General features: G+C 56.8%; 15 protein-coding genes. 10 read left to right on the top strand and 5 right to left on the bottom strand.

Going from position 1 to position 25,163, the window contains the following annotated elements; translation table 11 throughout:
- Nucleotides 1-92: 92 nt before the first annotated feature.
- Nucleotides 93-3,281, bottom strand: coding sequence for an ankyrin repeat domain-containing protein (locus DOLE_RS05620; RefSeq protein WP_041280381.1), 3,189 nt, complete (start codon nucleotides 3,279-3,281; stop codon nucleotides 93-95).
- Nucleotides 3,278-4,042 carry a nuclease-related domain-containing protein gene (locus DOLE_RS05615; RefSeq protein WP_012174520.1) on the bottom strand — a complete coding sequence of 255 codons (765 nt, stop codon included), beginning with the start codon at nucleotides 4,040-4,042 and terminating at the stop codon, nucleotides 3,278-3,280. The genes DOLE_RS05620 and DOLE_RS05615 overlap by 4 nt, the downstream gene beginning before the upstream one ends.
- Nucleotides 4,043-4,309: 267 nt before the next feature.
- On the opposite strand from DOLE_RS05615, the gene DOLE_RS05610 reads away from it, so the two are divergent.
- The 8 genes from DOLE_RS05610 (at nucleotide 4,310) to DOLE_RS05575 (ending at nucleotide 19,011) form a co-directional block, all read left to right on the top strand.
- Nucleotides 4,310-6,091 (top strand): SLC13 family permease, encoded by a 1,782-nt coding sequence (locus tag DOLE_RS05610; protein WP_012174519.1) that lies wholly within the window; start codon nucleotides 4,310-4,312, stop codon nucleotides 6,089-6,091.
- A gap of 393 nt (nucleotides 6,092-6,484) precedes the next feature.
- On the top strand, nucleotides 6,485-11,572 hold the full coding sequence (locus DOLE_RS17110; RefSeq protein ID WP_052294253.1) for a PAS domain S-box protein: 5,088 nt from the start codon (nucleotides 6,485-6,487) through the stop codon (nucleotides 11,570-11,572).
- On the top strand, nucleotides 11,557-11,883 hold the full coding sequence (locus DOLE_RS18415; RefSeq protein WP_012174517.1) for a response regulator: 327 nt from the start codon (nucleotides 11,557-11,559) through the stop codon (nucleotides 11,881-11,883). The genes DOLE_RS17110 and DOLE_RS18415 overlap by 16 nt, the downstream gene beginning before the upstream one ends.
- 6 nt (nucleotides 11,884-11,889) lie before the next feature.
- On the top strand, nucleotides 11,890-12,126 hold the full coding sequence (locus DOLE_RS17105) for a hypothetical protein (RefSeq protein WP_012174516.1): 237 nt from the start codon (nucleotides 11,890-11,892) through the stop codon (nucleotides 12,124-12,126).
- A gap of 116 nt (nucleotides 12,127-12,242) precedes the next feature.
- Nucleotides 12,243-14,783 carry an ATPase, T2SS/T4P/T4SS family gene (locus tag DOLE_RS17100; protein WP_012174515.1) on the top strand — a complete coding sequence of 847 codons (2,541 nt, stop codon included), beginning with the start codon at nucleotides 12,243-12,245 and terminating at the stop codon, nucleotides 14,781-14,783.
- The gene (locus tag DOLE_RS05585; RefSeq protein ID WP_012174514.1) at nucleotides 14,780-15,289 is read left to right on the top strand and encodes a hypothetical protein; all 510 of its coding nucleotides are present in this window, start codon (nucleotides 14,780-14,782) and stop codon (nucleotides 15,287-15,289) included. The genes DOLE_RS17100 and DOLE_RS05585 overlap by 4 nt, the downstream gene beginning before the upstream one ends.
- The gene (locus DOLE_RS05580) at nucleotides 15,286-16,302 is read left to right on the top strand and encodes a competence type IV pilus major pilin ComGC (protein ID WP_012174513.1); all 1,017 of its coding nucleotides are present in this window, start codon (nucleotides 15,286-15,288) and stop codon (nucleotides 16,300-16,302) included. The genes DOLE_RS05585 and DOLE_RS05580 overlap by 4 nt, the downstream gene beginning before the upstream one ends.
- Nucleotides 16,303-16,584: 282 nt before the next feature.
- Nucleotides 16,585-19,011: a tetratricopeptide repeat protein gene (locus tag DOLE_RS05575; RefSeq protein WP_012174512.1), complete on the top strand. Its 2,427-nt coding sequence runs from the start codon at nucleotides 16,585-16,587 to the stop codon at nucleotides 19,009-19,011.
- Between the two features lie 18 nt (nucleotides 19,012-19,029).
- On the opposite strand, the gene DOLE_RS05570 is transcribed toward DOLE_RS05575, so the two are convergent.
- The 3 genes from DOLE_RS05570 to panB form a co-directional block, all read right to left on the bottom strand.
- Nucleotides 19,030-19,803, bottom strand: coding sequence for an enoyl-CoA hydratase-related protein (locus DOLE_RS05570; protein WP_012174511.1), 774 nt, complete (start codon nucleotides 19,801-19,803; stop codon nucleotides 19,030-19,032).
- A 245-nt stretch (nucleotides 19,804-20,048) separates the two neighbouring features.
- A complete protein-coding gene (locus DOLE_RS05565) occupies nucleotides 20,049-20,756 on the bottom strand; it encodes a class I SAM-dependent methyltransferase (protein WP_012174510.1) in 708 nt (235 codons plus the stop codon).
- 243 nt (nucleotides 20,757-20,999) lie between these two features.
- Entirely contained in the window at nucleotides 21,000-21,833 is an 834-nt protein-coding gene (gene panB / locus DOLE_RS05560) for a 3-methyl-2-oxobutanoate hydroxymethyltransferase (protein WP_012174509.1), read from the bottom strand.
- A 209-nt stretch (nucleotides 21,834-22,042) separates the two neighbouring features.
- On the opposite strand from panB, the gene DOLE_RS05555 reads away from it, so the two are divergent.
- Both DOLE_RS05555 and DOLE_RS05550 read left to right on the top strand, forming a co-directional pair.
- Nucleotides 22,043-23,527, top strand: coding sequence for a dynamin family protein (locus DOLE_RS05555; protein WP_012174508.1), 1,485 nt, complete (start codon nucleotides 22,043-22,045; stop codon nucleotides 23,525-23,527).
- Between the two features lie 36 nt (nucleotides 23,528-23,563).
- Nucleotides 23,564-24,859, top strand: coding sequence for a DUF401 family protein (locus tag DOLE_RS05550; protein WP_012174507.1), 1,296 nt, complete (start codon nucleotides 23,564-23,566; stop codon nucleotides 24,857-24,859).
- The last annotated feature ends 304 nt before the right edge of the window (nucleotides 24,860-25,163 follow it).

Below are 25,163 nucleotides of genomic sequence, written 5' to 3'. Positions count from 1 at the left end.
GACTTCTCAGAGGGAGTGCCTTACGGGATACAGGTCGTGTATGCTTCAATAAATATGTGGGGCTATCTCACGGCCTGGGTTGTGTTTCAATCTCATTGCAGCACAGTGCCAGAGCCGGTTCTGGTCCTGGTGGATCTGGCGTTTTTCTTTTTCAGCAGTTTTATAACATCTGCGGGCGCTTTTACTTCCTCTGCAACAGCCAGGACTGAATAGCCCCGGCTGTTCGTTGTATTAACATCCGCTCCCTTTGATATAAGGAATTTCACAAGTTCCCAGTTTCTTGACATGACAGCGCTCAACAGCGCTGTGTTGCCGCTTTTGTCGACAGCATCAATGTCAGCACCTTTTTCCAGCAGCATTTCAATAATTGCCTGATTGCCGTTCCGGCATGCAAGTAAAAAAGCGGACGCCCCGCTTCGGTTGACTGTGTCTGTTTTCGCATGGTTTCGCAAAAGAAAATTTGTCATTTCCGGGGACCCTTTCTCTGCCGCCTTCATCAGCGCCGTATCCCCCGACCTGTCTTGGGCGTTAATATCTGCGCCATGCTTCAGCAAAAGCTCCGCCATATTGATATCTTCATTGACGGCTGCGGAAACGATCTCGGGCGTGCCATAGTTGCTCGGGGCAGCGCCGTTTGCCAGAAGCATATCCATAAGCGGTATATTCCCCATTTGGGCCGTGTACTTTAATGCAGTTTCCTGGTTTTTGTCTTTGACGTTGACATCAGCGCCGTTTTTCAGGAGGCATTGCGCGATGCTGGTCAAGCCTCGTTGTGACGCCCACATGAGAGCGGTTCTGCCGTTCTTGTCCCGATAGTCCAGATCCGCGCCGTGTGACAGCAAAAGCTCCACCATCCCCATGTGGACATAATTGACTGCCATAATAAGTGGTGACATGTCCGAATTATAAAGAAAGTTCGGGTCCGCGTTTTTTTTCAACAGACGTTTGGCGATTTCAAGATAACCACCTTTTATCGTTGATCTTAAGGCTCTGTTGACGGCATCCGGGCTTGCTGTATCAAGAAGAACTTCTACGACCATGAGGCGGTTGGTCCGGGCCGCTAGTCCTATCGGATAGTCACCATCGTTATTCGCGAAATTTACATCAGCTCCCTTGTTGATTAAAAATCTAACCATATCGAGCTGCCCTCGGTCCGCTGCCTCTGACAACGCGGAATTGCCTTTATAGTTTCTGGCATTAATATCGGCCCCGGATTTTATTAAAATATCGGCGATATCGGTGTAACCGCTGCTGCTGGCGCGCATCAGCGGGGTGGTACCGTAATTGTCCGTTACATTTACCTCCAGTTTCCTGGTCAGCAGGTAAGCGACAACATTCGCATCGCCACTGCCACATGCAGACATAAGTACCGTATTTCCTGAAGCGTCCCTGGCATTCACATCCCTGGTGCATGTTAAAAGAAGCTTCAAGATATCCAGATCCCCCCTATCGGCGGCTGAGTGAAATGGGAGGCGACCGAATTCCCCCCTGACATTGCAGTCCGCGCCATATTTAACGAGGAGCTTTATTGCTTCTCTGTTGCCCTCATAAGCCGCCACTGATAGAGCGGTTGAATTGTTCCTAGCCTGCATGTCAATCCCGGCTTTTCGGTCCAGCAGGAATTTTACCATTTCGATGTTATTTGCCAAAGCGGCGGCAATCAACGGCGTGTAACCGTTTTCCACCGACCCGTTAATGTCAGCCCCGTGCGAATGCAGCAGTTTCGCCATTTCCACGTATCCGTTTTCCGTCGCCCTATAAAACGCCGTACACCCGCTCCTGTCCCGCCCATCAACATTTGCGCCCTTTTTCAGCAGAATTTCCGCAACTTCCAGATTGTTTTTGGCGGCTGCTTTGATTAACGCCGTACTTCCGTCTTTTTTCTCCCGAGACTCGATGTCTACTCCCATGTCCAAAAGCATCTTCACAATAGTGGCGTTTCCGTTTTCAGCGGATGTGACCAGCAGCGTGGCACTGTCATCCGCTTGTTGGGAATCAATCTTTGCCCCGTTTTCCAGGAGGCGCATGGCTATTCGGGGATAATTGCTTTGGGCTGCCAGTTGCAAGGCCGTGGTATTATTTCTGGCCCTGGCATTAATATCAGCCTTCTGGGCTATCAGCAGTTCAACAACATCATCATGGCCGTTGGCGCATGCCATCATCAGCGCGGTTTGCCCGCTTTCTGACGCGGTATTGATTCTGGCCCTGTTTTTTATCAGCAGGGCTGCAATATCACAAAATCCCCGCTGAGACACTTCCATTAACGGTGTCATACCGTTTTCCTTATATATAATAGTTTCACGGTTTTCAGCGTCAGTGTATGAGGTACCGGCAACGGAGATAAAAGCGACGTCGGGGCTGCTATACACGCGGGGCATATTTTGAAAACCCGATGTTCTAAGGACGTAGCCCGCGTTAACATCCGCCCTGTTTTTAATCAGGCATTCAGCCGTGTTGATGTGCCCATTTACACATGCTTCCATTAAAGGGGTTTTGCCCGTTTCTTTATTCCTGATGTTTACGTCACAACCGGCTTGCAAAAGAACTTGTATCGCTTCAGGATTGTCCTTCATTGAGCCTGTGGTGATAACAGTGTCTCCATGAATATCCACCGCGTGAATGTCCGCGCCCTGTTCGAGCAGCACTTTCAAAGATTTCGGTTTGCCGGCAGCATAAATCAACGGTGTCTTCTTCTGGTTATTTCTGGCTTCGATATCAGCGCCCCGGTCCAAAAGCAGGTGTATGATTCCAGGCGCGTCACGGGGGCTTCTGGCGGCAATATGCAACAGCGTATCACCATGATCATCCCTGTCGTTTAAATCCGCACCATTTAAAATCAAGAGTTTGACGGCTTCCGCGCATCCCGCATGAACGGCGCTCATGATCGTCGTGTTTTTTGACCGGGTTCTGGCGTTAATGTCCGCGCCCCGGTCAATGAAATATTTTATCATATCAAGCCGGCATTTTGACGACGCCGTCATTAAAGGCGTATAGCCATTTCTGTTAGCCTGGTTAATATCAGCGCCTTTTTCAAGGAGGAGATCGACAATATCCATCCTGCCGGACTGTACCGCCCCGATTAACGGTGAATTGTAGTCCCTATTCCCGAAATTAACATCCGCGCCCTTATCCAGCAGGCGCACCACGGTTTCATAATCTCCTTCCCTGCAGGCTGAAACAAACGCCGTGTTTATATCTTCAGCAACTGCAAAACCGCTTCCGAAAAACAAAGTTGATATTAGAAGCAAAAGAAAAAAAATGATTATTTGTCTGCCCATCATACACCCTCCGTACGAACATACCGTCCCAGATGATACGCGCAAAGGTTCACATCTTCCGCGCTGAGCTGCGGCTTGCTGTGGGCAATGAATGCCGGCAGGGCCTTGGGGTTGAGTACCCACACGTCGCTTGATTTTGCCTCAGCCGTTGGTTGTATGTACCAGCCCGGATAGACCACCACCGGGCGGGCGGAAATTTTTTTGCCGGTAGACTCTTTTAACAGATTGACAAGCCAGTTTCTGGCGGCCCGGACCTGGTCAATGGGGTTGCGGTCCGGGGCAAGGCCGTTTTTCAATACGTTTTCGCCGTTGTACACAAGCCTTGTTTCCCCCCGATCCGGCTTGGACAGGGCCTTTGTTTCAACAACGTATATTCCGGTTTCATGAATCACCACATGGTCGAGGTTAAAACCCTTCCCCGGAATATCATGAAAGACCTTGGCTCCGGTTTCTCGCAAAAGCTCAAGATACTGGCCCACCGCTTTTTCGCTGTCTCTGCCAAGTCTGAGGTTCTTTGCTTTTGCCCTGAGCCGAACATGCTGAAACATCGCAATAAGTATGACCGTTGTCGCCACCACCGTGTACGGTACTGGGGTAGGTGAAGAACTTTTAAACCATCGCCACCATTCCAGAATAGCTAAAAGCACCATAAAACAGGCAAACACATAATACAGAAGCAGATCTGCAACCAGTGTGTCTTTCAGCTCAATATCCAGCGATTCGCCGGGGTTGCGCAGGGGTTTGTCCTTCAGCGGAGACTTCACGTCATGCCCTCCTCAAACATTAACGCTGAAATCCGTCTGGATTGATTACGATAAGAATTTGCTTTGACAGGATAATCTATAGTGCGGCCGGCAAATGGTGTCAACACCTTTTCAGGCGGGTGGCCTGTGGTGTGCGGGGAGGCCGGTGGATTTCGATACCGATACCGATACCGATACCGATTTGGATTTGAATTTGGAGCCTGTTGCCTCTTGTGCCAGGGCTCTGGTATAGTTGCGGTCATATCTTGTTGCATAAGCGGAGGGAAGATGACCCTTGACCAAACCGTTGTGTTTGCCGTGCTGCTGGTGACCCTGATCTTTTTTGTGTGGGGCCGGTGGCGGTATGACATTGTTTCCCTGGGTGCCCTGCTGGCGATCTTTGCCGCCGGGCTGGTGCCCGGAGACGAGGTGTTTGCCGGGTTCGGCCATCCGGCGGTGATCACGGTGGCGGCCGTGCTGATAATCAGCCGGGGCCTGCTCAACGCCGGAGTGGTGGAGAGCATCTCCCGGCTGCTGGAAAAGGTGGGCAACCGGCCCACCCTTCAGGTGGCGGCCCTTACCGGCATCGTGGTGGTCTGCTCGGGCTTTATGAACAACGTGGGGGCACTGGCCCTGATGATGCCCGTGGCTGTCTGGATGTCACGCAAAAGCGGGCGCTCCCCTTCCCTGCTGCTCATGCCCCTGGCCTTCGGCTCCCTGATCGGGGGCCTGATCACACTGATCGGTACGCCGCCCAACATCATTCTGGCCACCTTTCGTACCGAGACAGGCAGCCCCCCTTTTGGTATGTTTGACTTTGCCCCCGTAGGCCTGGGTGTGGCAGCGGCGGGCCTGATCTTTATTTCGCTGGTGGGCTGGCGGCTTACGCCCCGGCGGCAGAGCGGCACCGAGGCGGATGAACTGTTTGAAATTGACGACTACATCAGCGAAGTGGTGGTGCCGGAGACCTCAAAAATGGTGGGCCAGACCCTCTACCATCTCTCCCTGGCCATGGAAAAGGACAGGCAGGTTACAATGGTGGCCCTGGTGCGCGGAGAGCGCCATATTCCGGCACCGTCCTGGTACGAGGTGCTGTCCGCCGGAGACATCCTGGTGGTGCGGGCCGATGCAGAGGAACTGCAGTTTCTCATCGATGAGCTGGGCATGGAGCTGGCCGCCAACCGGGAGGCGGACAAGGCGGCCCTGGAGTCCGAGGATATTCGCATCATGGAAGTCATTGTTTCCCCGGGATCGGCCATGATCGGCCATACCGCCATGAGCATGCGGCTGCGGCGCAATCATGGCGTGAACCTGCTGGCCGTGGCCCGCCAGGGCCAGCGGCTCAAGACCCGGCTGGGCCAGACCCGGTTTGCCGCCGGCGACATCCTGCTGCTGCAGGGAGGGCAGGAGGCGATCAGCACCTTTCTTTCGGCCATGAGCTGCCTGCCCCTGGCCCAGCGCGGTTTTCATCTTTCCCGGCCCCGGCAGGTGGTGATGGCCGTGACGATTTTCGGCGCGGCCATGGCAGCCGCGGCCCTGGACCTGGCGCCGGTGCAGGTGGCCTTTGCCGGGGCCGCGCTGATCATGGTGGTGACCGGCCTGATTCCATTAAAGGAGATTTATGAAAGCGTGGACTGGCCCATCATCATTCTGCTGGGGGCGCTGTTTCCCCTGGGAACGGCCCTGGAGACCACGGGCGGGGCCCAGCTGATCGCCGACAGGCTGGTGCTGCTCTCCGGCCGGTTTCCGCCCTGGGCCGTTCTGGCCGTATTGATGGCCGGCACCATGCTGCTTTCCAACGTGATCAACAACGCCGCGGCCGCCGTGCTGATGGCCCCCATCGCCCTGAGCCTGGCCCATGGCATGGGCGTGTCCGCCGATCCGCTGCTCATGGCCGTGGCCGTGGGCGCCTCCTGCGCTTTTCTGACGCCGGTGGGCCACCAGTCCAACGCCCTGGTGATGGCGCCCGGCGGCTACCGGTTCGGCGATTACTGGCGCATGGGCCTGCCCCTCTCCGTTATCGTGATGGCCGTGGCCGTGCCCCTGATCGTGATGGTGTGGTCTTTTTAAAACAGGAAACAGGCCGGACGGTATTCAGATTTTAAATTGTTCTCCTGCATAAGTGGCTGGAACTGCCTGACAGGTTGAACAGACCATCCCCCTGCCGATAAAAATCTTGTCACTATATTAATTTTATTATAAAATCTATTATCATCATTCAATTGACTCCGGCACTCGTGGCCTTGCCCGGAAAATTCAAAACCCAGAAGGCAGGATGGGCCACATTCTTCAAGCAGTAATATCCAGAGAAAAAACAACGCGGGCATAAATTATGTCCGGCGTGACAACACCACAGCCATTTTCTTTCGACTTCGACAACAGCCAATGAATTTAGAACCGACTTCAGACAACAGGCAAACCCTTTCAACCAGGCCGCCCGGAGAGGCCGGTCCTGGCACCGGCATGGTTATCGCAACGGTGATGCTGCTTGTTGCCGGTGTCGCGTTTACCGGGTGGACAATCCAGCGCGCCGATCAGGCCATGCGGCGCGATCTGCTGCAAAAGGCCCAACAGATCGCGAACTTCGTCAATGTAAAAAACATCATGGCGCTTTCCGGCACAAGTGACGACAAAGACCATCCGATATACAAAAGACTTCAGCAACAGCTCAACACGGTCCGCGCCGCGGCCGGATACCGATACCTGTACCTGATGGGAAGGAATTCGGGAGAGCAAAAAGAGCGACCGACGAAAATCTTTTTTCTTCTGGACACTCAGGATGACCGGCTGGAAACCGATACCGCCTGTGGCCCCGGTGAACCTTACGAAGAGGCGGCGGAGGACCTGATTCATGCCTTTCGAACGGGTGTGCCCGTGGTGGAAGGTCCTGTCAGCGACCGGTGGGGCACATGGGTGTCCGCCCTGGTTCCCCTGTTTGATCCCGGCCAGACGGTATACGACTCCGCGCTTCCGTCCGATGCCAGGGACCTGATACAAAAGGCCGTGGATTTTTACCACGCCCATGGCCGGGACCGGCTGCTGGAGGAAATGAGAAAAAAGAACGGGCTCTTTCACCATGGCGATCTGTACGCTTTTGCCTATGACCTGGACATGACGTTCGTGGCCCACCCGGTCAAACCCAGCCTGGTGGGGCAAAACTGGATCGATAAGAAAGATCGCCCCGGCGGCCGTTATTTCCGGCGGGAAATTCAAAAAACGGCTCTTTCCAAAGGTTCGGGCTGGGTCGATTATGAATATGAAAACCCCGTCAATCGACAGATCGAGCCGAAAACCACCTTTGTTCAGCGGCTGGACGATCTCATCCTCTGCGCCGGTGCCTATACGGGAACCGGAAGCGTTGTGGCGGTCCTCGGCATGGACGTGGACGCTCACGACTGGAAAATGATGCTGCTCCGGGCCGGCCTTCCGCCTGCCCTGCTGACGCTGGCACTGGCGGCCATCCTGCTGACCGGCCATATATTGCTGACGCGACGATCCCGGCAGGTCACCCTGCCGCCGTTATGGATGCAGTCTCTTGTCCCGGTGCTGGTAATAGCAACAGGCCTGGTTCTGACGATGTTCGCGGCATGGACGGCCCACCAGGCGGAAGAAAAGGCCCGCGGAGAGATATTCTCGCGACTTGCCGCAAGCCGGGCAAATGCCCTTGCGGTCTCACTTCACAAACTTCGGGATACCGAGCTGGAGGGGCTGGCCGGTTTCATGGAACGGCCCGGCGATATCACCGAAGCGGACTTCCGCCGCTACGCTTCATACCTGGAAAAGAACCCGACCGTCCTTACCTGGGTGTGGACACCGGCGGTGCCGGCGGAACAGAAAGCCGCTTTTGAAAACCGTGCGCGAAAGGCCGGGATGAAGGATTTTACCGTCTGGCAGCAGAACGCCGACGGCAAAAAGATGCCGGCCACAGGCCGGGATATTTACTACCCCGTTCTGTTTATGGCCCCGCTGGCGGGAAGTGAAAGTGTACCGGGTTTTGATATCGGTTCTGAACCGTTGCGCCGGAAGGCCCTTGAGACATCAATCCGCACCGGCCTGTCCACCGCCTCCGACCCCATCACTCTGGTGCAGGAGACCGGGGGGCAGAAAGGGCTGCTGGTTGTCCATCCCGTTTTTCGCGGCCCTCCTTCCGACACGCCGAACGGATTTGTCGTCGCCGGTCTGCGCATGGGCACGCTGCTGCAAAATGCCGTCCAGGAGCGGCCGGCCGTGGTCGACATGGCCCTTCTCGACCGATACGGCCAGCCACAACGCCTTGCCGCGATCCAGGCCAACGAGTTGCCCTCTTCCACCGGTCTTGCGGTGACCTACTTTATGCCCATGCTGGGCAAGGTGTTTTCCGTCACCGTTTATCCGGATGCCGAATTCGTCAAGCTTCATCCGGCCAGGGCGGGCCTGGCCGCCGCCTTCACCGGCCTGCTGCTGACCGCCGCTGTAACGCTGGTGATGGTCGGCTACATTCGACGCCGCAGGCAACTGGAAGGGCTGGTGGCCCAGCGGACCCGCAGTCTTCGTGAAAGTGAGAAACGCTATGCCCAGATCGTGGAAAACGCCAACGACACGATATTCACCACCGACGAAAACGGCCGTTTTTCCTTTGTCAACCCGGTGGCGCAAAAAATCAGCGGATACGACGAAACAGAACTTTTAGGCCGCCACTTCACCATGCTGATTCCTCCGGAACACCATGAGGCGGTGGCCCGTTTTTACGGCATTCAATTCACGGAAAAAACACCGAACACCTACTACGAAATGCCGATGCTGCGAAAGGACGGAAAGCGCGTCTGGCTCGGGCAGAATACGGGACTGATCTTGAAAAACGGCCGGGTCGCGGGTTTCCAGGTTGTTGCCCGCGACATCACCGACCGCAAACAGGCAGAAGCGGCCCTGCGGGCAGAGGTGATGCGCAATCGAACCATCACCGGCACGGCCCAGGATGCGATTGTCATGATCGACCCGAAGGGCGATATCTCTTTTTGGAACCCGGCAGCCGAGCGGATGTTCGGTTATACGGGCCAGGAGGCACTTGGACAAAATCTCCACCGGCTGCTGCCCCCACAACGATATCATGCGGCTCATTTAAAGGCGTTTCTCCAGTTCCAGCAGACCGGTATGGGCGATGCGACTGGGAAGACCCTCGAGCTTGCAGCCCTCGACAAGGACGGACGAGAATTCCCGATTGAATTGTCGTTGTCCGCACTGCGGCTTGACGACGGCTGGCATGCCGTGGGCATCATGCGTGATATCACCGATCGCAAGCGGGCCGAGGACAAGCTGCGTAGCGCCCATGAACGCATTCACGCGCTGATGGAATCGGTCCAGGCCGGAATCATCCTGGTGCGCAAAAGCGACCGGGTGATCGTCGAGGCCAATCCTGCCGCGGCCCGTATCGCCGACGTTTCAGTCGACGCCCTGGTCGGAACGCCCTGCCAGGAGCATTTCTGCCCGGCCGAAATAGGTCGCTGTCCGGTTTTCGATCTGGGGCAGGAAGTAGACAACTCTGAACGGTCCGTGTACCGCGCGGATGGAAAACACGTGCCTATTTTAAAAACCGTCACATCCTTGTCCCTGGACGGCGAGGACTATCTGCTGGAAAGTTTTGTGGATATTACGGACCTCAAGCGGGCCGAGGAGGAGCTGCGGTTTCAAACCCGTCTGCAGGAGCTGCTGACCGAGATTTCGACCACTTATATCAGCCTGCCCCTGGACCGCATGGACGTGGCGGTTGAGAACTCGCTGGGGGAAATGGGCATCTTTGTCGGCGCGGACCGGGTTTACCTGTTTGACTATGATTTTGAAAAACAGGTCTGCAACAACACCCATGAATGGTGCGCGGCCGGAATTGCGCCGCGGATCGACACGCTGCAGGCGATTCCGTTTAGCGCCATACCGCAATGGGTGAATGCCCACCGGCAAGGCAAAACGCTGTACATCGACGATATAAAGGCCTTGACGCCGGAGGACGGCGTCCGCCGTCTGCTGGAGCCGCAGGGCGTTCAAAGCATGATTGCCGTTCCCCTGATGGATAATGAACGCTGCCTGGGCTTCGCCGGTTTTGATTCCATCAGTGCCCTCCGCCACTATTCGGATGCCGAAAAAAAATTGCTGACGGTGTTCGCGCAAATGCTGGTGAACATCCGTAAACGGCACGAAATCGAACAGTCGCTGCACCAGGCCACCCAACGGGCCAGGGCCGCCACGCAGGCCAAAAGTGAATTTCTCGCCAACATGAGCCATGAAATACGGACGCCCATGAACGGTATTCTCGGCATGACCTCCCTGCTCCTTGAAACGGAACTGACCGGAGAGCAGCGCCGTTTCGCCGAAATCGTCCGCAACAACGGAGACGCGCTTCTGGAGATCATCAACGACATTCTTGATTTTTCCAAAATCGAGGCGGGCAAACTGGAACTCGAGATGGTCGATTTCAGCTTGAATAAACTGCTGGAAGGGCTGGCCGGCGCACTCAGCGTTCAGGCCCACAAAAAAGGGATCGAACTCATTTATGACATCGAACCCGGCACACCGTCTCATGTGCGCGGCGATCCCGGCCGCCTGCGACAGATACTTGCCAACCTCATGGGAAACGCGATCAAGTTTACGGAAAAGGGAGAAGTGTTCGTTCAGATAAAAACTGGAGAAGCAGTTGCGGCGGATACTGTTGCCGAAACCGAGGCCGGCGCACCGGACGTTAAATCAACCGAACCGGAGGTGGCGGTTTCCGTGTCCGACAATGACGCTCCTGCCGTGACGCTTCTCTTTTCCGTGAAAGATACCGGCATCGGCATTTCTCCGGAAAAAATCGAGACGATCTTTGAATCGTTCACTCAGGCCGATTCGTCCATAACCCGAAATTTCGGAGGGACCGGCCTGGGCCTGACCATTTCACGAAAACTGGCCGGCATGCTGGGCGGCAAGCTGTGGGTAACCAGCAATCCGGGCGCGGGCAGTACCTTTGCGTTCACGGCCCGGTTCGAGGCTCCAGAAGAAGCGGTTGTGGCGCTTGAAGAACATCCCCCGTTGGATTTGGACCGGGCCCGCATACTGGTGGTGGACGACAACGCCACCAACCGGCTGATCCTGAACCGCACGCTGACCGGATACGGCGCCTCGGTGACGGAGGCGGACAGCGCCATACGCGGGCTTTTTGAATTCAGGCGGGCGGCTGACGAGGGAAATCCGTTCCGGCTGGCGCTTATCGACTGCCGCATGCCCGGCATGGACGGATTCGGGCTGGCCGAAAGAATGCACAAAGCGCCGGTGCGCACCGGGACAACGGAAATCATGATGCTCACGTCAGACAACAGAAGCGGAGACCTGGAAAAATGCCGAAACCTCGGGATCTCCCGTTATCTCATCAAACCCATCAGCCGCAAGGACATCCTGGACGCATCGCCGCCGTCCTGGGCGGTAAAACCGTGGCCGCAGACGACAGGATCGCCGAGCCGGCCCTTCCGTCGACGCTTCCCGCCGCACGCATCCTGCTGGTGGAGGATTCAGCGGACAACCGGCTTCTCGTGCAGACATACCTGAAAAAAAGCCCCGTTGTCATTGATACGGCCGAAAATGGGGCCGTTGCCGTGGACAAATTCAAGGCCGGCGAATATAACATCGTGTTGATGGACATACAGATGCCCGTGATGGACGGCTATACCGCCACCCGGGAAATCAGAAAGTGGGAAGCGGAGAACCGACGGCCGGAAACACCAGTTATCGCGCTTACCGCTTATGCCCAGGTGGAAGACTTTGAAAAAAGTGTTGCGGAAGGCTGCACGGACCACATGACAAAACCCATCAAAAAAGCGACCCTCTTCGAGGCCATACGCAAATATGCAGGCCTTTGAACCGGGATGTTTGATGAATTGACGGTAAACCGCAACGGAAGGATTGAGCAGATGGAAGAGACAGACAGCAGGCGGATACGCATAAAAGCAGACAGGGAACTCGAAGATTTGATACCGGGGTTTCTCGAAAACAGGCGCAAGGATATCGAGGCTATTCGGCTCCATCTGGTCTCCGGCGACTACGACGCCGCCGAACGCCTGGGGCACTCCATGAAAGGCTCGGGGGGGCGGCTACGGGTTTGAAGAAATTACCAGTATCGGCCTGCTGATCGAACGGTTTGCCAAGGAGAAAAACAGCGACGCGATTACGAAACAACTGGAATCCCTGGCCGACTACCTGGACAGGGTCGAGGTCTTCTATGAATGAAATTAGCGCCCAGCCCCGGATCGTCTATATTGATGACGACAGAAACCAGTTGGCGCTGGTAGAACGTTTTTTGTCGGGCCCATTCGAAGTGATCACCGCGGAAAACGGGGAAGATGGCTTGCGGATCATCAGCGAGACGCCGCCCGACCTGGTCCTGCTGGACATCAACATGCCGAAAATGGACGGGTATGAAGTGTGCACCCGATTACAGGCGACCCCAAAAACCTCTTTCATTCCGGTGGTTTTTCTCACCGCCATGGAAGAAGAGAAAGACCGTGCCCGTGCGTTTGCGGCAGGCGCCTCTGATTTTCTGGTCAAACCCGTCAAAAAGGATGCGTTGCTCGAGAAAGTGCGCGCGCAACTGGCCACGGGTGCTGCATGGAAAGACCTTCAGGCAGACAACCGGCAATGGCATAAAAAAATAGAATCAGCGGATTTTGCCGGTTTCAAGGAACATGTTGCCGGCCAACTGAACCTGGCACCGGATAAAAAAGAGCGGCTTTTCGAAACAACCGCAGCGGATATCTATACCGTCTTTGCTGAGATGGGGCTTGTCGAAAGTACCCTGAGCCGGCTCATGTCACAGTATATGGGCCTGCCTTACACCACACGCATCTCCCCCGAGACGATCCGGCTGGGCGCCATACCAACGGCCTTCTGCAAAGCCAATCATGTGCTGCCGGTTATGACCGAATCCGGGGAAAAGGGGTTTATCCTCAGCAACCCCTTTAATCTGGACCTGGTCGATATGCTGAAAAAAAATTTCGCCCTTGAGAAGACCGCGGCTATCAGTATTGCCGAACCGAGCCGGATCGATCTTTTCTTTATTGAGGCCCCTTCTCAACAGAAATCATCGGCTGTTGGCGGCCCACAAACACCATCACCGGCCACAGCTCCGAAAATAACGGTTCGGAACGAGGCCGACACCGACCATCCGATCGTGCAGATCACCGATACCATACTGAACGCGGCCGTGGCGGAGAGAGCCAGCGACATTCATATCGAGCCCAAAGAGACGGAAACGACCGTACGGTTCCGCGTCGACGGGGACCTGCGGCATGCATTCACGCTGAAGAAGGCCACCGGCATGATGATCATTTCCAGGCTGAAAGCCCAGAGCGGAATCGATATCGCGGAAAAACGAAAACCCCAGGACGGCGGCTTTGTTGCCAACCTGGGCGACCGGGTATTTAACTTCCGGCTCTCCACCACCTCCACGCCCAACGGGGAAAGCCTTGTCATGCGGTTGCTCGAACCCTATGGCGCGGCCAACAGCCTTTCGGAACTCGGTATGATGGACGGGCAGGTTGCGGCCATGGTCGCGGCCGCCAATCGCTCCAGCGGAACAATTCTGATCGTGGGATCGACCGGCTCCGGGAAGACGACCACCATTTACAGCCTTCTTCATGCCATCGACCACAAGAAGCGCAGCATCATGTCCGTGGAAGATCCGGTCGAGTATCGCATTCCCTTTCTCAACCAGCAGCAGGTGAACGAAAAGGCCGGGGTCACCTTCGATTCCCTGCTCAAGGCGGCGGTCCGGCAGGATCCGGATGTCCTGTTCATGGGAGAGATTCGAGACGGGTTTTCCGCCAAAATGGCCGTCGACTTTGCCAGCACCGGCCACCTGACCATCACCACGCTGCACACATCCAACGCCACCACCGCCCTGTTCCGCCTTCACCGTCTGGGTATCGACCGGGGCACCATGGCCGATACCATTATCGTGATCGTGGCGCAAAAACTATTGAAAAAACTCTGTCCCCACTGCAAGCAGACGGTTCCGATTTCGCCCCAGGAGAGAGAGATGCTGGCGGCCTTCACGGACGACGTTCCCTCTGTTGTAGCTCGGTCTGTGGGCTGTCCCGAGTGCCGCAGCACCGGCTATCTCGGCAGGGAAGGCGTTTACGAGGTACTGGAATTCGATACCCAGATCGCCGAAATGGTCCGTTCCAACGCGCCCATCGCCGAAATCCGTTCCTTTGCGAAACGCCGGGGGGACCTTCTGATTGATACGCACGCCATCACCAAGGTCAAAGAGCTTCTTTTCACCCCCAAGGATATTTTTGAAAAAGTGCTGGCGGAAGAAACGCCCGTCCGTGAACGGCAGAAGCCGCGCAAACCCGAACCGGCAACCGCTGATGCCGGTCCCCCGGCTTCCGCCGCATCCGTTCTGCTGGTTGAAGACGACGCGGATACCCGCATGCTCATCACCCGCTTTCTGGAAACTGACGGTTACACGGTCACCGCCTGCGCCGACGGCATAGACGCATTGCTGTGTCTCGGAAAACAGTCCTTTGACCTGATTCTCTCTGATATCGACATGCCCAATCTCGACGGGTTCAAGCTGCTCGAAATGATCAACCAGAAGGGCGTCAGCGTGCCGGTCATCTTTCTGACCTCCAGAGCCGGCCATGAGGACGAAACCAGAGGGCTGGAGCTGGGGGCCGTCGACTATATAAAAAAACCGGTGCAAAAAGACCTGCTTCGGTTAAGAGTCAAAAAAACGATCCAGGGAAGGGTGTCGCCATGAACATGGAGATTGATTCGCAGGGCACTTGCCGGCAATGCGGCAATCCCGTGGAAACCGGCCGGACCTACTGTGCGCAATGCATGGTCGAACAGGTGGAAAAAAACATTCCGGAACCGAGCGCCCCCCTGCCCCGACCGCCTGAAGAACAGAAAGCACGAAAAGGACGCCTCCTGCGGCTGCTCATCCTTCTGGCCTGCCTGGCAATCATTGGTTTCCGTATACCCGCGCTGTTTGCCGCCTTTGCGCCGGGCCAGCCCCTGCGGCAGGGTACGCACCAAACCGACACAAAAACGGATCAGTGCATTGATAATCTGTGGCGCCTGGCCAGAACATTGCAGGACAGGCAGGAACCCGACGAAACGATTGTCTGCCCTGCCAGCGGCCGGGCCTATGTCATCACCAGAAGCGAAAACAATATCACGGCGCGTTGTCCCAACCCGGGGCTTCACGGTGTCGATCAAATTAGCGTCAACACAAATTCGCCCCTGCCGGAGGTAAAACCATGAAAATCCGACACGCGATAAGCGGTTTTACGCTCCTGGAAGTGATGGTCGTTATCGCCATCATCGGCACACTGGCGTCCATCGCCTTTCCGCTCTACATTTCTAATATTGAACGGGCACGCTCTGCGGCGTGCCTGGTGGAACGGAAGCACATCAACAAAAGAATCATCATTTACTGCAACAACAGCCCCGAAACCCCACCGGAAAGCATGGCTCAACTGGTGGCGGAAGGGTACTTTAAATCCGCTCCACACTGCCCATATGGGGGAACATACGTGCTTGTGCCGGCCGGTAATAACCGGCCTTACCCGGAGGTGGCCTGCTCGCTTCATTACTTTCCGCAACCAACAGGGGATGCCGGCGATGGGGGCAGTGACAATGACGATGATCCGGCGCCCCCTCCCGCGCCTTATCCGGTAAACATACCGCTGACCGGATTCGATGATTTTATCAAGGTCGGTTCCGGGTGGGACCTGACGAAAACCGGTATTCGCGTCCAGGGAGGAAGCGGTGGGATCGGCGGCAGCAACCGGCTTTTTGTTCCCAATCCGCTTGGAACCGGCAGTTACGCCATCACGGTGAATGCCCGCCTGGGTGAAGGAGACGACGGCGGTTACGGCATTTTTTTCGACGCTGTGGTAGACAAGTATGGCCGGATTTCGTCCGGCTACATACTACAATTTGACCGCGGCTTCGGCAACGGCCAACTGGTCATCAGACAATGGAGCAACGACCGCGAGTCTTCCAGCGCCCCTTCCAGAAACCGGTTCGATGATCCGTCTGTTATCCCCCACAAGGTCAAGGATCCGGACTGGTGGACAACGACAAAAGAGATCAAGCTCGATGTGATCGACCTGGGTAACGGCCATAAGCAGCTTTCCGTTTATCTTGACGGCGTACCGACCTTCAATAATTGGGAATTTGAGGGGAATTCCGGGCAGGATACGTACACGGGTTTCAGGGGATGGCACGGGCCCACCGCCGAATTTACAGATCTCTCAATCAACAACCCTTGATCCTGCTGCTGCCGGACCGACTGCCGGCACCGGCCGGCTTCAACCGGGCGAGGGCAGTGTCTGACCACCGATTTTCGAAAAATCACAACCCGCCCGCCGTGGCCCCCCCCGGATCCGATGGTGGCTGTCGTGGGGTGACCCGACAAATCCCTTGGCATACATACCGGTTCAATGCTAAACAAATAAAACGGCAACAGTCTGCCGGGCGGGCCGGGTGGAAAAAATAAAAATCAATTCCAACTGGATGCCGGGTAAAAGCCCGGCATCCCATTTCAGGCGACCATGAAAAAAGACAAGTCTCTTACCCTGTTCAATAAGGCCGTGGCCCTTCACCGGGCCGGCAGCCTGGAAGGCGCGGAAACCCTTTACCGCGACCTGCTGCGGGAGAACCCCAACCATGCCGACGCCCTGCACCTGCTGGGCACGATCATGGCGGCCAAAAAAGACCTGGTGGCGGCCGAAGGCACCCTGCGAAAGGCCGTTGAAAAGGCGCCGAAACAGGCCGCCTTTCACAACAGCCTGGGCCAGGTGCTGCTGAAAAAAGGACAAACCGATGAGGCGGCCGCCGCTTTCCAGAGGGCCGTGTCCCTGGACCCGGGCCTGGCCCAGGCCCACTTCAACCTGGGCAAAATCAGCAAGGCCGCCGGCCGCGCAGATGAGGCAAAAACCTTTTTTGAGAAAACATTGAACCTGGCCCCGCATCACCTGGCGGCCAGAAACAACCTGGGCAACCTGCTCCAGCAGGCCGGCGACAACGACGGGGCCCTTGCCTGTTTTGAAGCCGTGCTGAAAATCAACCCCCGGCAGGCCGAGGCCCACTACAACATCGGCAACATTCACAAACTTCGTGAGGAAGTCGAGCCGGCGGCCCGGTACTACGAACAGGCCATTGCCTGCAACCCCGGCTTTGTTCCGCCCTACATCGGCCTGGCCCGCATTCACCTGGCAAACCGGCGCAACGACCTGGCCGAGTCGCTGATTCGCAAAGCCCTTCGCATGGATCCCAAAAACGGCGAGGCCCTGTCCGAACTGGCCAACCTCTACCTGCGGGAGGGCCGCATCGAAGAGGCGGTGCCGGTCTTTCTGGCCGCCATTCGCGTCTCTCCGGAAAAGGCGGAACTTCATGGTGCCCTGGCCACGGCCTACAGCATTCGGGGCGCTACCTCCCAGGCCATGGCCAGTTTTGAAAAAGCTCTTGAACTGGATCCGGATTCGGCCCGGACCCGCTTTTCCTACGGCAACCTGCTGGAGTCTTCGGGCAACCGGGAGGGGGCTCTGGAGGCATACCGGCGCGTCATGGCCCTGGATCCCGACTTTGCCACCCAGGTCTTCTATTACCAGTTTCAGCTGGAGATCAAGCTGGGCATGTGGGAGCACTACGAGAAAAAGGTGGCGGAGCTGGTCCGGCGTACCGAAGACTACCTGGCCCTGGAAAAACCGCCTTATGACCTGTCGCCCCTTATTCTCAACTACTTTCCGGTGCCCGGCCACATGCACAAGGCCGTGGCCACGCGCAAGGCAAAACTGATCGACGACAACATGGCTTCGGCCCGTGCCGCATTCGCCTTTGTACACCCGAAAAACGCCTTCGGCCGGCTGCGCATCGGGTACCTTTCACCGGATTTCCGGGAGCACGCCGTGGGCATCGTGATCAACGACATCTTCAAGCATCACGACACGGAAAATTTTGAAATTTTTGCCTACAGCCTGGTGGACGTGGATGATGACACCAGCCGCAAGCTGAAAACCGAGTGCGAGCACTTTGTCGACGTGTCCAAGGTCTCTCCCCGAAAGGCGGCCGCCATCATCTATAACGATCATCCCCACATTCTCATCGACCTGGCCGGGTACACCACCTTTTCCCGGCCCGAGGTGCTGGCCCTGCGGCCGGCCCCGATCCAGGCCTCTGCCATCGGGTATCCCAACACCATGGGCGCCGGCTTTATCGACTATATCCTGGCCGACCGGTGGCTGATCCCCGAAGAGATGCAGGATGCCTATACCGAAAGAGTGGTCCGGCTGCCCCATGCCTTTCCGTCATCGGCCTTTGCCATCTCCGACAAGCCCATGACCCGGTCCGATGCCGGGCTTCCGGAAGCCGGGTTTGTGTTCTGCTGTTTCAACGCGGTTTACAAGATGGAGCCGGAGACCTTTGGCGCATGGATGGAGATTTTAAGAGAGGCAGACAACGCTGTGCTGTGGCTTTCCGCTGCCAGTGACGCCATTCGGCAGCGGCTGACCGACCGGGCCGTGGCCCATGGCGTGGATGCCGGCCGGCTGGTGTTTGCCGAAAAGCTGCCCCATCCGGAATACATGGCCCGGTATCAGCTGGCCGACCTGTTTCTGGATACCTTCTTATATACCGCCGGGTCCACGGCGGTGTGCGCCCTTCACGGCGGCGTGCCGGTGCTCACCCGCACCGGCCCCACCAACGCATCCCGCATGGGGGCCAGCATCTGCGCGGCCGCCGGCATGGAAGAGACCATCTGCCCCGACACCGAGGCCTATATTCAACGGGCCGTCCACCTGGCCCGCCACCCGGAGGAAGCGGCGGCCTTAAAGGAAAAACTGGCGGCCAATCAAAAGACCGCTCCCCTGTTTGACCCGGCCGCCTACACCCGCGGTGTTGAGGCGGCCTGCAGAAAAATGTGGGAACGGTATGAAAGCGGACAAAGCCCGGAGGCCATGACCATCACGAATAGCGGATAAACATCTTCTTCCGGACCGCTATTTTTTAATCAGCTTCTTAAAATCCGGTTTTCGCTTTTCCAGAAAGGCCATGACCGCTTCCATGTTTTCCGGGCTGCCGGCCTGCCGGCCCATGGCATCATGCTCGGCGGCCAGCGCCGCCTGGATACCGGCCTGATGCATGACGTTCAGGCAGCGCTTGGTCTCTTTCAAGGCGTTGACCGGCCATTGCGCGATTTCCGAAGCTGTTTTCAAGGCTGTGGCCAGCACTTCATCATCACTGCATTTGGCTTTGGCGATACCGGTTGCCACGGCCTCGTCCGCGTCCACCCATTTTGAGCTCAACAGGATTTCCGCCGCCCGCTGGGTTCCGATTCTGGCCTGCAGCATATAGGTACTGGCAAACTCGGGCGCCATACCAAGGCTGGTGAACGGCACCCGCAGGCGCAGGCTTTGCCCCACGTAAAGCACATCGCAGTAAAACAATATGGTCGCGCCGCCGCCCACGGTAACGCCGGTGGCCGCGCCGATGAGGGGTTTGTCAAATACAGTCACCGCATCCTCACAGGTTCTGTATGACGCCCCGCCGCCGCCGGGCAGGCTTTCAAAATCAGCCAGGTCCTGGCCGGAGCTGAAATTATTTCCCGCGCCGGTGACCACCACAACATTGACGTTATCGTCTTTTCCGGCTTCGTTCAAAGCGTCGGCAAGCCCCTGCCACTGGGCGGCATTAAAGGCGTTTTTTTTGTCTGGCCGGTTCAGGGTCACCACCAGCACACCGTCATTCAGTTCTTTTAAAACAGTCTCATTCATGTTTTTCTCTTTCCTTAAACGTGTCGGGTATTAGGTGCCTTACGCGGACCCTATAAATTGATGTTCCTGTTCGATATTCACCTTCCGAAAATGCGGACAAAACTTTCTGTTTCACAGATGCCGCTGTTGACAGATCAAAAACGTGAACAGATCAGTGTGGTTTATAAAAAAGGAGGTATAACAGGGAGGGTCTTGTGTGTCAATCCTGCTGCGGGCACCACTGGTTTATGGCGTTTGGTATAAGATCAGATCTCCTTCCTGCGCCCGCTGTAAACAACAAACCGGAACCGCTGGTACCGGCAGGCCACATCCTCGAACCCGGCATTCTCCAGCCATGCCAGTTGATCGTCCAGGGTGGCGTTTATGTCCAGGCGGACTCTTTCCATGGCCTGAGACCATGCCGGCTCAGGCAGGCCAACGGCCTCTATATCCGCCAGCCACTGCCGGTGCCAGGCATCCTCTACTTCGGCCGACGGTCCCAGGGCCTGGTCGGCGTTGATAAACATGCCGCCGGGCGAAAGTGCCCGATAAATCTTTTCAAACAGTGCCTGCTTGTCCGGGTGGTCCAGATGGTGGATCGACAGGGCGGAAATCACAAGGTCATATTTCGATCGGGCCGACAGCCGCGTATGCTCCTGAACGGCGTAAGTGACGCGGGGGGTATCGCCAAAGCGCTGCCGCGCCTGGTCCAACATGGCTTTTGACATGTCGGTCAGGTGAATGACCGCCGAAGGGAAAAGATCTGCCACCATGGCGGACAGCAGGCCGGTGCCGGCCCCCAGGTCCAGTACCTTTATCGGGACATTCGGGGCAAAGGGGATAGCGGAAAGGGCCGCGCCGTAAAAATCGTCAAAGCAGGGCACCAGCACGGGCCGGTCCCGGTCATAATCCATGGCGCACTGGTCGAACAGCCCGGATATTTCATGAAAATTTTCGAACTTTGTGAGCTTCATATAGGAGACAGTATGTTGCAATTAATTTCGGACGTTTTTTAAAAATACAAGCCGCCACGAATGACTTGAGGCCTTTTGTGCCAGTTTTATGTCGAAAAATTTCACCCTTCGGGCGAGTCGCCTTGGCCGCATCTGCTGTGTTGCGGGACATTCGCGGTAGATTAACTACAGCTTCATGTCCCGCGCCTTGCATCTGCGGCCAAATCAACTCGTGAAATATCCGGGATAAATCCCGAATCCGCATCATTTGCCGTAGGTCTTGTGTACCCACTCCCGGACCTGGTCGGCTACGTCATCGGGCAGGGCCGCGGCGTTTTCGCTGGTGGGAAAGGTGCCGCCGGTTACCTCCCGGGCATAGGCGGCAAAGGCGTCTTCGTACCGTTGGCCCAAGGTGTCGTAAGCCTTGGCATGGCGAAAAACCCGCGCAGAAAGGCCGAGGATGTCGCAGTAGACCTGGACCTGGCCGTCGCAGAACCGGCCCGCGCCGATGCCGATGGTGGGTATGGAAAGCAGGTTTGTGATCTCTTTTGCCAGCAGTTCGGGAATCAGCTCAAACACCACCATGTCGGCGCCGGCCTTTTCAAGCTGAAGGGCCGCGTCGATCAGGGCTTTGGCCCGGTCAATATCCTTGCCCTGGACCGCGGCCTTGCCCGAGGTCTGGGGCGTGTATCCGATATGGGCGCACACCGGCACGCCGGCGTCCACAACATACTTGATGCGGTCCACCATGTCCTGCTCACCCTCGATCTTGACACTGTGGGCACCAGCATCCATCATTCGCCGGGCGTTTTCCAGGGCAAGGGCCGGCGTGTCGCAGGAGCGATACGGCATGTCGCCCATCACATGGGCCTGTTTTGCCCCCCTGGCCACGGCCCGGACATGGTGAAGCATGTCCTCCATGGTCACCTCCAGTTCGCTGGCATAGCCGAGGATGTTCCTGCCCACGCTGTCGCCGACCAGTAGAATGTCGATGCCGGCCCGGTCTTCCAGTACCGCGGTGGGATAGTCATAAGCAGTGAGCATGGTGATCTTTCTGCCCTGTTTTTTGTAATCGCGAAACACGGAAAGTGCTTTCATGGCAGCATCCCCTGATAGCATTAAATGATTGACAAGAAAATTTACCGGTGTTGTAACCGGCCGATTTTTCAGAGTGTAACCGTGCCGACCGGCACGCGTCAACAAAAAAGACCGGCCAATATGCTTCTTGACTCTTTGGCGGCCTTCTGATAGCTGATAGCAGATAAAAACGGCACAGCCGTCCAACCATCCATGGATCAAAACGCAATATGAACAAAGCGGAAAAAAGCGACGCCTCCATGTACACGGAGAATTACATTCGCTCGCTTCAGGCCGAACTGCTGGAGCTGGTGGAAAACCGGATGACGCCCATCGCCCTGCGCTACGGGTACAGCGACTCGCCCCTGGAGTCCAAAATCAAGTGGCGGCCCCTGGTGCTGATCATCGGCAACTACTCCTCGGGCAAATCCACCCTGATCAACGATTTTCTGGGCGCCGACATTCAGGCCACAGGCCAGGCCCCCACCGACGACTCGTTCACCGTTCTGACCTGCGACGAAACCGCCCTGGACGAGGACGGCATCCGTGTCACCGAACACCGGGACGGCAAATACCTGCTGGCCAACCAGGAGTTTCCTTTTGAAGGCATGAAGCGGCACGGCCAGCAATTTGCCTCCCATTTCTGTCTGAAAAAGGTCAACTCCCCGTTTCTGAAAAACTTTGCCATCATCGATACGCCGGGCATGCTGGACAGCATCACCGAACGGGACCGGGGCTACAACTACCAGGAGGTGGTAGGGGACCTGGCCCATATCGCCGACCTGGTGCTGGTGATGTTTGACCCGCACAAGGCCGGCACCGTGCGCGAGGCCCACATCAGCCTGCGGGACACCCTGCCGGCCCATACCTTTGAGGACCGGGTGCTGTTTGTTTTAAACCGCATCGACGAGTGCGCATCGCTCACCGACCTACTGAGGGTTTACGGCACCCTCTGTTGGAACCTCTCCCAGATCACCGGGCGCAAGGACATTCCACCCATCCGTCTCACCTACTCCCAAAGGGCAGCGGCACAGGCCGGCGCCAACGGCAGGCGGCCGGAGACGGCTGCCTATCTTTCCCTGCTGGAAAACCAGCGGGACGAACTGAAGACAGCCCTGATGCAGGCCCCGCGTTACCACCTGGATCACCTGGCCACCTTTTTAGAGACCCACAGCGAACGTCTCTCTTTGATCCTTGAGACCCTGCTGGCCTATGGGAAAAAACGCAGGGGGGCACTGGCCCGGTTTTCGCTGGCAGGGCTGCTGGTATCGCTGGTGGCCGGCGCCGGCGCCGGGATGGGCCTGCTGCAAGGCGGGCTTCTGCCCCTGTCGCCCCTGCTGTACAGCGCAGGCGGCATCGGCGCGGCCCTGGTCTTTGTTCTCTGGATGACCGTGGCGCGACGCTATTTTATGGCCCGCTTCCACGCCCGCCAGACCGCGGCGGCCGGCACCCTGGTGCCCCTGGAGAACCAGTACCGCAAAGAGACCTGGCAGGCGGTCAAGACGGTGGTGACCGGCTTTCTGCAAAAAACCGGAGGCCGTTTTTCTCTGGGAACAGTGGGTTATGAACACGGCGTCATCAAGGAAATTGAGGAAGCGGAGACAAAAGAGATCCGGGAGGCCCTCAATGAAATCGCCGCCATGAAAAACAGCCCGCCCTTCAACCCCTCCCTGGCCTACCAGGCGTTTCTTGAAAAAAACAAAGGCTCCGCCTGACACCCTCGTGAAACATACGGACGATACCCTATCAACATGAACTTTGTTTTTACGATTCCCGCGCTGGTAAAAATAGCCGTGATTTTTGCGGCCATTGTCCTTCTGATCCGAAAAAAGATATCCCTGGCATCCGCCTTTCTGGCCGGGGCACTGCTGGTGGCCCTGTTTTTTATGCTGCCGCTCAGGGCCTCGGCTACGGCGGTGTTTAACGGCCTGTTCCACCCCAAAACCATCAGCCTCTGCATCATCGTGGCCCTGATCATCGTGTTCAGCAGCAGCATGGAACAGTACGGCCAGTTGCGCCGTCTGCTCACGTCTTTCCAGGGGCTGGTGCGAAGCCCGCGGCTCAACCTGTCGATCTTTCCCGCCTTAATCGGCCTGCTGCCCATGCCGGGCGGCGCCGTGTTTTCAGCGCCCATGGTCAAGGAGATCGGCAACCGGTCCGGTCTGTCCGGTGCCACCCTGAGCTACATCAACTACTGGTTCCGGCATATCTGGGAATACTGGTGGCCCATGTATCCCGGCATTCTGCTGGCCACGGTGCTGGCCGACATCAACCTGCCCCTGTTCATGGGGCTGATGTTCCCGCTGACCCTGGTGGTCATGCGAATCGGGTGGCTGCCGGTGGGTAAATTCAACCTGACCGCGCCGCCGCCCCATCCCGACGGCAGGCCGCCGGTGAAACCCTTTTTAAAAGAGATTGCTCCCATCCTGGTGGTGATCGGTGCCGGGCTGCTGATCGGCTGGCTGGTCTCCCTGGGGTTTCCCAAACTCTCCGTGGCCAAGGAGACCGGCCTGGTGGTTTCCCTGTGCGCGGGGATTTTTCTTGTGTGGCGGGCCAACCGCATTCCGTGGAAAGACCGTCGGGCCATCATGATCAGCCCCCAGGTCTTTAAAATCGTTTACATGGTGGTGGCCATCATGATCTTCAAGGAGGTGCTGTACGACAGCGGCGCCGTAGATGCCGTCTCAATGGAGCTGGTCGGCCTTGGGATCCCCCTGGCCCTGATTTGCGCGGTACTGCCGTTTATCGTGGGCCTGCTCACGGGCATCACCATCGCGTTCGTGGGCAGCGCCTTTCCCATCCTGATCTCCCTGATCACGTCACAGGACCAGGCCCACCTCATGATTCCCTACTTCATGCTGGCCCTCTCCTGCGGGTTTGCCGGCGTGCTGCTCTCCCCCCTGCACCTCTGCCTGCTGCTCTCCAACTCCTATTTCAAGACCTCGCTGCAACCGGTCTATCGGCTCCTGTGGCGGCCCTGCATCTATCTTGTGGTCTGTTCGGTGCTTTATTTTCTGCTGGTGCGGTGGGCCCTTCCCTGGGGCTAACCCGAATATTTCATGAAAATTTTCGACATGGATGGATATTCATACCAAACATAAACGGTTAGATATAGAATTCAGGCGATTTTTGAAAATACAAGCTGTCATAAGCGGCTTAAGGTATTTTATATCAATGTATGTCGAAAACTTTCACCCTTCGGGCGAGTCACCTTGGCCGCATCTGCTGTGTTGCAGGCCGCTCGCGGTAGATTGTCTACAGCTTCGCGTCCCGCGCCTTGCATCTGCGGCCAAATCAACTCGTGAAATATCCGGGCTAACCCGAATATTTAAAGAATTTTCCGTTTTTGTT

Origin of the sequence: Desulfosudis oleivorans Hxd3, assembly GCF_000018405.1 — a bacterium.
Lineage (GTDB): Bacteria > Desulfobacterota > Desulfobacteria > Desulfobacterales > Desulfosudaceae > Desulfosudis > Desulfosudis oleivorans.
This window is presented reverse-complemented; position numbering and strand designations above follow the sequence as displayed.

Bases quoted from the DNA above. Each gene is read 5' to 3' on its own strand.
- DOLE_RS05620 (WP_041280381.1), bottom strand. From the start codon at position 3,281: ATGATGGGCAGACAAATAATCATTTTTTTTCTTTTGCTTCTAATATCA.
- DOLE_RS05610 (WP_012174519.1), top strand. From the start codon at position 4,310: ATGACCCTTGACCAAACCGTTGTGTTTGCCGTGCTGCTGGTGACCCTG.
- DOLE_RS17110 (WP_052294253.1), top strand. From the start codon at position 6,485: ATGGTTATCGCAACGGTGATGCTGCTTGTTGCCGGTGTCGCGTTTACC.
- DOLE_RS17105 (WP_012174516.1), top strand. From the start codon at position 11,890: ATGTTTGATGAATTGACGGTAAACCGCAACGGAAGGATTGAGCAGATG.
- DOLE_RS17100 (WP_012174515.1), top strand. From the start codon at position 12,243: ATGAATGAAATTAGCGCCCAGCCCCGGATCGTCTATATTGATGACGAC.
- DOLE_RS05585 (WP_012174514.1), top strand. From the start codon at position 14,780: ATGAACATGGAGATTGATTCGCAGGGCACTTGCCGGCAATGCGGCAAT.
- DOLE_RS05580 (WP_012174513.1), top strand. From the start codon at position 15,286: ATGAAAATCCGACACGCGATAAGCGGTTTTACGCTCCTGGAAGTGATG.
- DOLE_RS05575 (WP_012174512.1), top strand. From the start codon at position 16,585: ATGAAAAAAGACAAGTCTCTTACCCTGTTCAATAAGGCCGTGGCCCTT.
- DOLE_RS05570 (WP_012174511.1), bottom strand. From the start codon at position 19,803: ATGAATGAGACTGTTTTAAAAGAACTGAATGACGGTGTGCTGGTGGTG.
- DOLE_RS05565 (WP_012174510.1), bottom strand. From the start codon at position 20,756: ATGAAGCTCACAAAGTTCGAAAATTTTCATGAAATATCCGGGCTGTTC.
- panB (WP_012174509.1), bottom strand. From the start codon at position 21,833: ATGAAAGCACTTTCCGTGTTTCGCGATTACAAAAAACAGGGCAGAAAG.
- DOLE_RS05555 (WP_012174508.1), top strand. From the start codon at position 22,043: ATGAACAAAGCGGAAAAAAGCGACGCCTCCATGTACACGGAGAATTAC.
- DOLE_RS05550 (WP_012174507.1), top strand. From the start codon at position 23,564: ATGAACTTTGTTTTTACGATTCCCGCGCTGGTAAAAATAGCCGTGATT.